This is a genomic window from Halalkalibacter oceani, from assembly GCF_023715705.1.
Lineage (GTDB): Bacteria > Bacillota > Bacilli > Bacillales > Bacillaceae_D > Halalkalibacter > Halalkalibacter oceani_A.
In genome coordinates this window covers 1-536 of record NZ_JAMBOS010000079.1, presented here as the reverse complement: position 1 = coordinate 536, position 536 = coordinate 1, and the positions used below count along the sequence as shown (strand labels likewise).

Annotated in this window: 1 protein-coding gene; it reads left to right on the top strand. The window is 39.6% G+C overall.

What is annotated here, in order from left to right:
• Positions 1 to 11: 11 nt before the first annotated feature.
• Positions 12 to 371: a hypothetical protein gene (locus M3212_RS21725; protein ID WP_434084068.1), complete on the top strand. Its 360-nt coding sequence runs from the start codon at positions 12 to 14 to the stop codon at positions 369 to 371.
• Positions 372 to 536: the final 165 nt, after the last annotated feature.

Sequence of the window (536 nt, the reverse complement as noted above, 5' to 3'; positions counted from 1 at the left end):
ATCGTTGGAAGATCGAGACCTTTTTCAAATGGATGAAACAGCACCTCACGTTCAAAACGTTCTATGGAAAGAGTGAGAATGCGGTGTGCAATCAAATCTGGGTCGCGCTCATCACGTACTGTTTACATGTGCTTTTACAAGAGCAGCTGCAGCACAATGGTCCTTTACTCGAGATAAAGAAAACTCTACAGAACCTTCTGTTTAAAGGTTTTGACGCCTTTCTACGTTCCCTTTTCAGACAGCCTACACGCTTTTCAAGAGGTCGCCGAAAACAGAACTGGGAAGAGGAGTTTAGGGTAATTGAGCACCAATTCACTGAAGGTGAGGTGAGCCATCTAGACGATTTGACGTATGATCCGATGTTTAACTAGGAAAAAGCATAAATGTAAAATTGTGGATAAGAACTACCATTTACTTACCTGCTGTCCTTTTTTCACTTGACTTGGATGATTAAAAAACTGAATGTTCAGACTTATTAGAGTGACTAAAAAACAGTGATTTGACATCAATAGAATTTATTTATGCAATGCTACTGA